The following is a 9,933-nucleotide window of genomic DNA, read 5'->3' on the forward strand; positions in this document are numbered from 1 at the left end:
ACCTGAACAGAAACTCATCGGTTTCAATCCACAGCAATCTCTATTAGCTGTTGAAACTTGAAACTACTAATGATTAACCTCTTGCATCCATTGTTGATAAACCACCTGCTGTAGAGTTTGACTAAAATCGCGACAAATAGAGATCAAAATCTGCGGGCGTTGATAACCTAGACTAATTAAACGTTTCTTAGCAATTTTGAACAGTTGACAGTCAGTTTTAGCCACAAATTGCAATTGTGAGGGCGAATCATCAAAGAGGTCAAGATAGCCAAAGCTAGAACCAGATAAAATTTCCTTAATGGGGATTAATTGGTCTCCAGAGCGCTTAAAAGAGATCACTGTTCCCGATCCAACAATATAACAAGCGTTCATGACTTTGCCTGCGGGGAGGATGATTTCATTTTCTAAAAACTGTTCTTGGACTAATTCTTGGGAGATTAAAATAAGTTCGTCTAAGCTCAGGCTTTGGAAAAGGGAGAGATTTTGTAAGAGGACAATGGGATTCATAAATTAAGGGGTTTTGTTATTTGAGGTTTGCTCTAGGGTTGAGGAGTCTAAAGACTGCTCAATTAATCGGACGATCGCCATATCTTGAAAATTAGTAACTAAGACCAAAATCCGATGTGCAAAACTCCGATAGCGCTCATCCTGTTCCAAAGGTTGCGCTAAGGCTTCAATCTCCGCAATATCGCCAATTTTTGCGGCTTGATAAATTTGTTCTAAAATATGCTGTGGTGGAATGAGTTGTCCGCAATCGTCACTAACGGCTGAAGCTTCGGAGTCCAGGGGAATTATATCTTCATAAACCCACTCAAGTTTTAAATACCTTTGCAAACAGTGAAATAACTGTTGAAGTTCTACAGGCTTTTGAATGAAATCCTGACAACCAACTTCTAAACTGTTTTCTCGGTCTTTAGCCAAAACACTGGCTGAAGAAGCAATAATAATCGTGTCTTTAAACTGGGACAGGGTACGCAATTTACGCACCATTTCAAATCCATCTAAAACTGGCATGACTAAATCAGTAATGATTAAATCCGGTTGAAAATTAATCGCCTGTTCAAATCCGTCTTCCCCATGTTCTGCCTCTTGACATTCAAATCCTAAGGAGGTTAACACCGTGACTAAGGTTTCGCGGTTGACCGATTTATCGTCTACAATTAATATCTTATAGCGATCGCCCCGATAATCGATTATTTGTCCGATTTGGCTCACTGTATCCGTTTCTACCCATTCCGAAGCAATGGGTAATTCAACCTCAAAGTAAAAGGTACTGCCTTCTCCAGGTTTGCTGATCGCTTGAATTTCACTCCCCATCAAACGGACAATTTTCTGGGAGATGGCTAATCCTAAACCGGTTCCTTCAGCTTGTCGTGTTTTATTCCCCACTTGTTCAAATGGTAAGAAGATTTTACGCACTTGTTCAGCAGTCATGCCTACTCCAGTATCTTGCACAGTAAACCTGAACAATGCTTTATTAGAGTCTGCCAAGGGTAAGGCTTCTACCCTCAGTTCCACACCTCCACTATCGGTAAATTTAATCGCATTCCCTAACAAATTAAGCAAGACTTGACGCAATCGTTTTTCATCTATAGTTACTGATGAGGGCAAGTCTGGATTGAAATCAAAATTGAATGTAATTCCTTTGCTTTCTGCGGGAATTCGAGAGAGTTCAACGACACCAAATAAGAAATAGGCGAGATGGATATCTTGAGGTCTTAATTCTAGTTTACGAGCTTCAATTTTGGAGAGATCGAGAATATCGTTAATTAAATTCAGTAAATGGTGCCCCGATTGTTCAATCACTTCTAAACCACGCTCTTGATACTCAGTATCTTTAGCCTGTTTGAGAATTTGAGTATACCCCAAAATTCCATTTAAGGGTGTGCGTAATTCATGACTCATATTGGCGAGAAATTCGCTTTTAGCTTGGTTGGCAAGTTCTGCTGTTTCTTTTGCTTCGACTAATTGAGCTGTGCGTTCTTTTACTTTTAGTTCGAGGTTAGTGAAGGCTGTTTTTAATTGGTGTGCCATGCGGTTGAATGCAGTAGCTAGGGTTTTTAATTCTACGATCGCACCTTCTGCAACTTGTTGACCTAAATCTCCTTTAGACATCGCTTCTGACGATTGTGCCAGGTCTAGTATGGGTTTGGTAATCCACCGAGAGGTATAAATTCCCAATCCAATGGCGATCGCCAAGGCAACCAAACACAACCCAATCGTGGTGTAAGTATTGGCATTAATTTCTGCGATAAAATCTTTTTCGGGCATGACAATAACAACCAGCCAATCTAACCCCCATCGATCTTGATAGGGCAAGACTTGAACAAAGTGTCGTTTTCCATTGACTTTGAAAATGAGTTTCTCTAATCGATCGATGTAATTTAAATTTCCAAAATGTTGCTCTAAAAACTGAGCAGTCAATTGAGTTAACTGATTTTGACTGTTAATGGCTAATAAGCGTTCTAATGTATTTTCCCGAGCATTAACAGAAAATGGATTTTCTCCGGTGGAATTAGCGACCAATAGACCAGAACGCTCTAAAATAAATGCTTGCCCAGTTTTCCCGATTTTTAACTCGCTGAGGAATTGATTGATATCTAATAAAGCGAAATCTGTGGCCACAACCCCAAGTAATTCGCCCTCTCGATCGTATAGTGGATCTCCAAAGGTTAGGGCCAGCTTGGGACTGGCTAGGTAAGTATAAATCTCACTCCAGACCGATTGATGCTTCGTTGCGGGGGCAATGTACCAATCACGAGTCCGGGGATCGTAGTTGGGTGAAATATTCAGAAGTTGGGTGGGTTGCCCTTGATAATCGGTTGCATAGACATGCAGATTATAACCCGTCGTGCGATCGCTACTCCAAATGTTTAAGCTTTGGTCATCCAGGCGTTGGATTCCATAAAATCCTCTGTTTTCGTTAGCCACTTGAATAAAACTAATTTGCTCAAATAACCTCATCTTTTTGAAAAAGAATTGAGCTAAATTGGGATCGCGTTCTAGACTGATGTGGCCGAGAGCTTTGGCATTCAAAATACTTTGATTGACTAAGTAGGGTTTTTCTAAATAACTATTGAGGTGTTGTTCGATTCTCGCCCCAATTTCTTTATGCAATTGGGTCGCCATATTGCCAATCGCCTTTTGTCCATTGCGGAGGGAGAGCCATCCAGTTAAGCCCACTATGGTACATATTTGTAAGACAAATGGGACAATTAACACTAAGCGCAAATGTAACTTCATAATCAAGAGAAGGTAATTATTGAGTTCATTATCCGTTGCTTCCCTTACTCAGGAGGTATACTTCTATATTAGCTTAGAACTGGAGACTCTAGGGTAATTTCGGTTTCTTCAAGGCTTTGCTTGAGGAAGGCGCTAAAGCGTTTGCAAATTTCCAGAATCATATCGGGTTTTTGGTAAATTAGGTCGAGGAAGCGATCGCTCTCTAATTTGAGTAAAGTACAATCCGTTTCGGCAATCACATCCACCCAAGCAGGATTTTGATTAAACAGTTGCGCTTCTCCAAAATAATCCCCTGAACTTAAGGTGGCGAGGATTTTTTGTCTCCCGCCCATGGTTTTGACAATCTGGGCAGTTCCTGAAGAAAGAATATAGAGATGGTGACGTAGGGAACCTTCGGCTACGATCGCTTCTTGAGAAGCAAAATGTTCTTCGATCAATTCCTGATTAATCAGCAGCAACTCATCCAGACAAAAGTGACGGAAGAGATCGACGCGGGTGAGGATATAGATCCGTTGCAGGGTTGGCTCTTGATGACAGACTTGACCCCTGGCCGGAAATAGGGTTTTTGCTACATCTTGAACAAGGGGATCTGGGGTTTGGATCAGGATCTGGGGAATATCCATCAAGGCTACCATTGCACCGAGTTCTAACCATCGGTCTTGGGACGCAAGGCATTCTAAAATCAGTTTATAGCCTTGGGTTTTCATCCATTGGGCATCGGCATTAATTTCCTGTTCCAGGGATTGACCGCTAGCCCAAGTTTCTAAAAAGGGCAATAGGGGTTGCACAAATCGACGATAGCGCAGGGAGGCAATGGTCTCTACCGCATTGGCCCGATCGCGTAAATTGTGGGAATGAATCACCTGTTTGAGTGCATCTAGGGTTGCGCTACACCCTAGGGTTGACAGGGTATGGAACACCCGCTCTAATACGCGCTTTTGATAATCATCAATGGCGATCGCCAAAAGCTTCCACTGGGGACGGTCTGCAGGAAGGTGCTGCAACCATTCCCAACTGCGGCTAAATTGGTGTAATTCGGGCGCTAAATACTCATAAAGGCGGTCTTCAGCCTGGGGTGTACCCATATATCCCAAGGTGGAGATGGCTGCATTGACGACTTCTGAGTCGGGGGATTCTAGATAATATTCGACCCAGTGCAGAGCTTTTTCTCCAGCATGGGCTAGGGCTTGGGCTGCTTGTTGGCGCACATGGGGATGGCAATCCATTAAAGCTTGGGCTAAATAGGGAAGTAAATTTTCCTCTGGTGCTTTGCCCAAAATTTCAATGGCAGTTGCTCTCATTTGTGGATCGGAGTGACCGAGTTGGGAGGCGACTAACTCCCGAATCTGGGGATTGTTGTGACACTCTAGGGCGGTCAAATATCGTAGTCCTTGCTGCTGTATTTCCAGGGGAGCATGGCGGATCAGGGGTTCGAGCAGAATTAACAGGTCTGGGTTGCAACTGCGAGCAATGATATGGATGAGATTTCGTTGGCTATAGGAGGGCAAATCAACCGCCCAATCCTCTAAATTGGTTGGTAATGAGGTTTTTGAGAGTTGCAGCTCTGCCAGAGTGATCAGGGCGCAAATTTCCGGGTCTCCCATTGCCCAAAATTGCGATCGCTCGGGTTCGGGAACGGGTTGTTGACATAAAATCAACAGTTCTAAGGCGATCGCCCGTGCTAACTGGTCTGTTGAGTCTAACAAGTTTCGGGTGCAAAAGTGTTGATCCTGGGAGGGAATTTGACTCAGAAAGGTAACCACTCCCTGACGCAGTTCGGCATGGGTGTGGGAAAACAGGGTTTTGACTTCTGGTAAAACCTGGCTAGGGTTAGGGAGACGAGTCGCTAATTGTAGTCCTAAAAGCTGGGTTTGGCGATCGCCACTGGTGAGCATATTTTGCACTTCCTCTTGATAGGAAGAAGGGAGCGTAACCCATCCGGTTTTGACTCCATCTAAATTCACCAAGCCTTCCGTTACCATAGTCATTAAGGATTCCAGATAACTGCGACCGGTGAAATAGCTCACCCCACTATGGATAACACTTAAACCGATACCGAGTAAAGTCGTCGTGATTAAGCTTCCTAAGTGTTGGGCACTGAGGAGAATCAGACCGCCTAAAATTTGTCCAATGGGGGAAAATAAACCTTCACTAAGAACCCGAAACCGCCCTAAAATTCGGGGAGGAACAGCATTATAGTTGAGCAATCGCACAGCTTCAGCCATGCCATAATTGAGGGAACGTTGGTTAATATTGGTAAAAACAGCCGAACCTAAACCCGGAGCGAGAAATAAACCGATAAAACTCGCTAAGGTGGTGAGGGGATAAATCAGATTCATGCGTCGCACTCCCATTTTTTGAATTAACCAGGGAGTGACGAGGGACGATAAGCCAAATTCCAATAGACTTAACAAGGCAGCCATTAAGGCAAGGAAACTCGCCAATTGTTGGGCATTGTCTAGGGAGTCGGCGTAGATCGCTGAATATTGATATTCTCCTAACAGGCGCACTAATAAGAGTAAAAACGTATTAGCGGTCAGAAACAGAATAATGGGATAGCGAGAAATCAGTTGGGGAAATTGGCGCAGGGAGTCTTTGAGGGTTTCTACGTGTTTCTGGGGCTGTTGGTGGAGTTCGTTAACTTCAATATCATTTTGGTCGATTTCAATATAGACCATTTCGGCGATCGCCAACCCATATAATCCGGGCAGTGCGATCACCAGTACGGAGGGTTCAATCACCTGAAGGGCAATACTGGCGATCGTATTAGCCAGTAAATAGCCTAAACTCGAGGCTAAATTGAGATAGGATGTATAACGCTTGAGTTCTAAAGTTGTAAAGTAATCGGCTACCAGATTCCAAAAACCAATTTTAATCACCAGCACGCTGACGACTTCAGAAAAAATATAAAAGATAAACAGAATATAGAGTCCAGAATCTAACCATCCCAGAATTCTTAATCCCGACATAAATAGTGCACTTCCCAAAAGGAGCAGTTGCAAGAGACGCTTATGGGAAAATCGACCAATGACTTGGGAAAAAAAGCCAGAGATAGTGATAATAAAAATTGGGGTCAATGTATACAGTAATGGTAGTTTATCCGCCCCTGCGTTAGCTAAAAATAGAGAACGAGCCAGTAAGGACGCTAACCCTTGGGTTCCCACTAGAGTTAAGGCCAGCAGAAGAAAGGCACCCAGTCTTTTCAGTTGATCTTCAGATAAGCCTAGGCGCTTTTTAAGTCGGGATAAAAACATGGGATTGGGAGAACCAAATGTTACGGGTTAATAACAGAGCTATCGCGGATATATTCTATCAGAGAATCTGAGAGTAAATACCCCGTATCGACAATATTTTTCCCTTCAGAAAATAGGGTATATCCGTCTCCTCCTTTGAAGAGAAAACTCGAGGTAGCAACCCGATAAGTTTTATCAAGATCCAGAGGCAGATAAGCCCCATCAACTTGTCGAGTTTGGATACTGAGCATCCGCGAACCCACCGGTAAATCAGATTGCCAATCCAGTTTAAGTCCAGCCACTTGGGGAAAAGAACCATGGAGTTTATCCACTTGACTCACCCCATATTCTAGAAGCTCTTTAATCTGTTTTCCCGTTAAGTCTACTGCAATAATCGTATTGGAAAACGGAAACACTTCTAACACTTCTCCAATGGTGATCTCTCCTGCAGGAATACTCCCTCGAATTCCACCACCATGGGTAATCGCAATTTCGGTTTTTTTATCTGCTGTTTTTGCCAGTAAAGCTTCCCCTAATAGGGTTCCCAGGTTAGTTTCTTCTTGTCGAACATAGGGGCGATCGCCATTGAGTTTAATGGGAGTTTTACCAATTACTTTACTCTTCAGTTGTCGAATCGGTTCAGAAAAAGTTTCTAACAAATCTTGAAGTTCGGTATCATCCGTTATTTCTGTATTCACAGGATGCAGATCCCCTTTCCAGTGTTGTAGATGTCCTTGGCGGTCAAATGTGATATCTAAATCCCCTAGATATTTTCCCCATTCCCAATTGGTAACCACTAAAACCGGCTGACCACTCGGTGTTTTTTCCACGATGGGATAGGGATAAATTGCATCAGGCATATCCCCGATTTTAGTATGGGAATGACCGCCAATAATCACATCAATGCCATCCACTTGACGGGCTAATTCCAGATCTTCAGTGATTCCTAAATGAGTCAGGGCAATAATTTTATTAACTCCTTCCTGATTTAACTCCTCAACTGCTTGTTGAGCTGCTGAGACTGGATCTAAAAACTCAACTCCTTCTCCCACCTCTGCCATGGTTATCGTTTTTGGGGTAGTTAGTCCAAAAAAACCTATTTTTTGCCCATTTTTTTGTAGGATAATCCAGGATTTTACTAATCCCGCAAGAGGGGAAATCACATCTATTTTTAGATTAGCTGAAATAATAGGGAAATTACTGCTTTGAATAAATTTTGCTAGAACCTCCTGACCCCGATCGAATTCATGATTGCCTAGCGTCATGGCATCATATTCTAAGGCATTGTAAAATTTACTATCAGCTTGCCCTTGATAGGTATTAAAATAGAGTGTACCTTGGAATACATCACCTGCATCTAAGAGTAACAGGGGTTGATCCGCACGTTTACTTTCTTCTCTGAGTCTGTCAATCAGGGTTTTGCGTTTACAAATTCCCCCCAATGTGCCATTTTCTCCCATCTCTACCGGTTCTAAATGGGCATGATGATCGTTCGTGTGTAACAGACGGAGTTCAAATGCCGCCGCACTCCAGAACTGATTACTGACTAGTCCGATAATCACCGCTAGAATAATGCCCAGTAGCACTTGTAGACTTCTTTTCCAATAGACTGAAGTTCGAGCCATGGGTTTGTGGTTTTAGAAGTTTCAATAAGGTATTCCCCTTCTAGGATATCTTAATATTGAATGACCCTAAAACTTTGATAAACTAAACTTGAATCAATGACTGGCCTGAGATCCTATGCCCTCTGTCCCCTTTTATATTGTTGACGTTTTTGCCGTTAAACCCTACAGCGGCAATCAATTGGCCGTCATCCTCAATGCTGGAGAGCTGACTACGGAAACCATGCAAACAATCGCCAAAGAAATCAACTTTTCAGAAACTACGTTTATTTTAGGCGATCGCCCCGAAAATGGCGGCTACCGAGTTCGCATCTTTACCCCAGTCCAGGAACTCCCCTTTGCGGGACATCCCACCCTAGGAACCGCCTACATTATCCAGAAAGCAATCATTGGCTCGGCCGTCGATCAAGTCATCTTAAATCTACAAGTAGGACAAATTCGGGTCCATTGGCAAACGGAGGATCAAACCTCAGAAATCTTATGGATGAAGCAAAACCCTCCAGAATTTACTACTACCTATCCGAGAGAAGCCCTTGCCCCTATTCTGAGTTTAGCACCGGAAGATATTGACGATCGCTTCCCTATTCAAACCGTCTCTACCGGCATCCCCTTTATTATCGTTCCCCTGAAAAACCAAGCTGCCCTCCAACAATGTCGAATTGAAAAATCCTTATATTTTGAATTTATAGAAAATAAACCAGCAAAAGAGATTTTTGTATTTTGCCCCGAAACCCATTACCCCGAAAACACCTTTAGCGCCCGCATGTTTGCTGACTCTTTAGGCATTCCCGAAGATCCAGCTACTGGTAGCGCCAATGGCTGTTTTGCCGGTTATTTAGTGGAACAGAATTATTTAGGAACTCAGGATATTGACGTATTAGTAGAACAAGGCTATCAAATTAATCGCCCCTCCCTATTACGCCTGAGAGCCAAACGGAACCAGCAGACCATTTCTGTTGAAGTCGGAGGTCAAGTCATCCCCATTGCTAAAGGGGAATTCTTTCTATAGCCCATCATAACACCCACCACTGTCTACCGTTGAGTGTCCTTGTCACCCCTTGATCTCCGGATTTCTGTATGATACAGAAAGCGAGTTCTATTTATGGTATGAGGCACAAATGAAGGGAACCAAAGCCCTTGAGAATGACATTATTATCGTTGGGGATGCCATTGAAGTTGTCAAAAAGAATTACCTCAATGATTATGAGTTAACTAATGCTCAACGACGTAATATTCAATCTCGCAAGTCTTGGATGAAAGCATGTTCTATTAACCTACTCTATGGCTTCCGTGCTTCTGAGTTCAAAGCCATCCTTAACCTTGATGAGCCAGTAACTAGAGGTGGTTACACCTTCAAGGCACTCCATGACCCGGATAACAATCAAAATATCTTGGTAATTGATGAAGGGTTTTGGGTAACTGATACCAGTGGCAAGAAGCATTGGATTACCACTAAAACGGGCAAACGTATTGCCCGTCCCATGATTCACCCTGATTACCCTGATTTAGTAGAGGTAATGGATGTTAAAAATCCATTAATTAAATTGCCTGAAATGGTTCCAAAGGCAAATAGCACTGCTGAATCCCTTAAGTTCCTTTATTCTCGCTGTATGTCAGAACGCTTAAAAGGATAAAGGATACATCGACCAAGTAAATGGTCAAGGACTTACGCAGACCCATGCCCTACGTCACCTGGCAAACTACCAGGGCAAACTCGCCGGCTTAACCCGTGACCAACGCGCCCTATCACTCGGTCACTCCCAAGCCATGAACGACAAATATGATACCAAATCCGGATAGTATGGGAAAGAGAAAGTCACACTGGCCACCAATGA

The 9,933-nt window shown here is 43.1% G+C and carries 6 protein-coding genes; 2 read left to right on the top strand and 4 right to left on the bottom strand.

The window, feature by feature from the left end; genetic code table 11:
- Positions 1 to 66: 66 nt before the first annotated feature.
- The 4 genes from AC3A14_RS21130 to AC3A14_RS21145 form a co-directional block, all read right to left on the bottom strand.
- Positions 67 to 507, bottom strand: coding sequence for a Crp/Fnr family transcriptional regulator (locus AC3A14_RS21130; protein WP_318719395.1), 441 nt, complete (start codon positions 505 to 507; stop codon positions 67 to 69).
- A 3-nt stretch (positions 508 to 510) separates the two neighbouring features.
- The gene (locus tag AC3A14_RS21135; protein WP_318737345.1) at positions 511 to 3,243 is read right to left on the bottom strand and encodes an ATP-binding protein; all 2,733 of its coding nucleotides are present in this window, start codon (positions 3,241 to 3,243) and stop codon (positions 511 to 513) included.
- 68 nt (positions 3,244 to 3,311) lie between these two features.
- Positions 3,312 to 6,497 carry a HEAT repeat domain-containing protein gene (locus AC3A14_RS21140; RefSeq protein WP_487779146.1) on the bottom strand — a complete coding sequence of 1,062 codons (3,186 nt, stop codon included), beginning with the start codon at positions 6,495 to 6,497 and terminating at the stop codon, positions 3,312 to 3,314.
- A 20-nt stretch (positions 6,498 to 6,517) separates the two neighbouring features.
- Complete coding sequence (locus AC3A14_RS21145) at positions 6,518 to 8,101, bottom strand: bifunctional metallophosphatase/5'-nucleotidase (protein WP_318737341.1); 1,584 nt, start codon at positions 8,099 to 8,101, stop codon at positions 6,518 to 6,520.
- Positions 8,102 to 8,216: 115 nt separating this feature from the next.
- Between AC3A14_RS21145 and AC3A14_RS21150 the strand changes: the two genes are divergently transcribed.
- Together AC3A14_RS21150 and AC3A14_RS21155 are read left to right on the top strand one after the other, a co-directional pair.
- The gene (locus tag AC3A14_RS21150; protein WP_318737339.1) at positions 8,217 to 9,107 is read left to right on the top strand and encodes a PhzF family phenazine biosynthesis protein; all 891 of its coding nucleotides are present in this window, start codon (positions 8,217 to 8,219) and stop codon (positions 9,105 to 9,107) included.
- Between the two features lie 109 nt (positions 9,108 to 9,216).
- Positions 9,217 to 9,732 carry a hypothetical protein gene (locus tag AC3A14_RS21155; RefSeq protein ID WP_318737337.1) on the top strand — a complete coding sequence of 172 codons (516 nt, stop codon included), beginning with the start codon at positions 9,217 to 9,219 and terminating at the stop codon, positions 9,730 to 9,732.
- Positions 9,733 to 9,933 lie beyond the last annotated feature (201 nt).

The organism is Roseofilum sp., assembly GCF_982964205.1.

What these genes read in the sequence shown, in the direction of transcription:
- AC3A14_RS21130 (WP_318719395.1), bottom strand. Translation starts at nt 507, where the DNA reads ATGAATCCCATTGTCCTCTTACAAAATCTCTCCCTTTTCCAAAGCCTG.
- AC3A14_RS21135 (WP_318737345.1), bottom strand. Translation starts at nt 3,243, where the DNA reads ATGAAGTTACATTTGCGCTTAGTGTTAATTGTCCCATTTGTCTTACAA.
- AC3A14_RS21140 (WP_487779146.1), bottom strand. Translation starts at nt 6,497, where the DNA reads ATGTTTTTATCCCGACTTAAAAAGCGCCTAGGCTTATCTGAAGATCAA.
- AC3A14_RS21145 (WP_318737341.1), bottom strand. Translation starts at nt 8,101, where the DNA reads ATGGCTCGAACTTCAGTCTATTGGAAAAGAAGTCTACAAGTGCTACTG.
- AC3A14_RS21150 (WP_318737339.1), top strand. Translation starts at nt 8,217, where the DNA reads ATGCCCTCTGTCCCCTTTTATATTGTTGACGTTTTTGCCGTTAAACCC.
- AC3A14_RS21155 (WP_318737337.1), top strand. Translation starts at nt 9,217, where the DNA reads ATGAAGGGAACCAAAGCCCTTGAGAATGACATTATTATCGTTGGGGAT.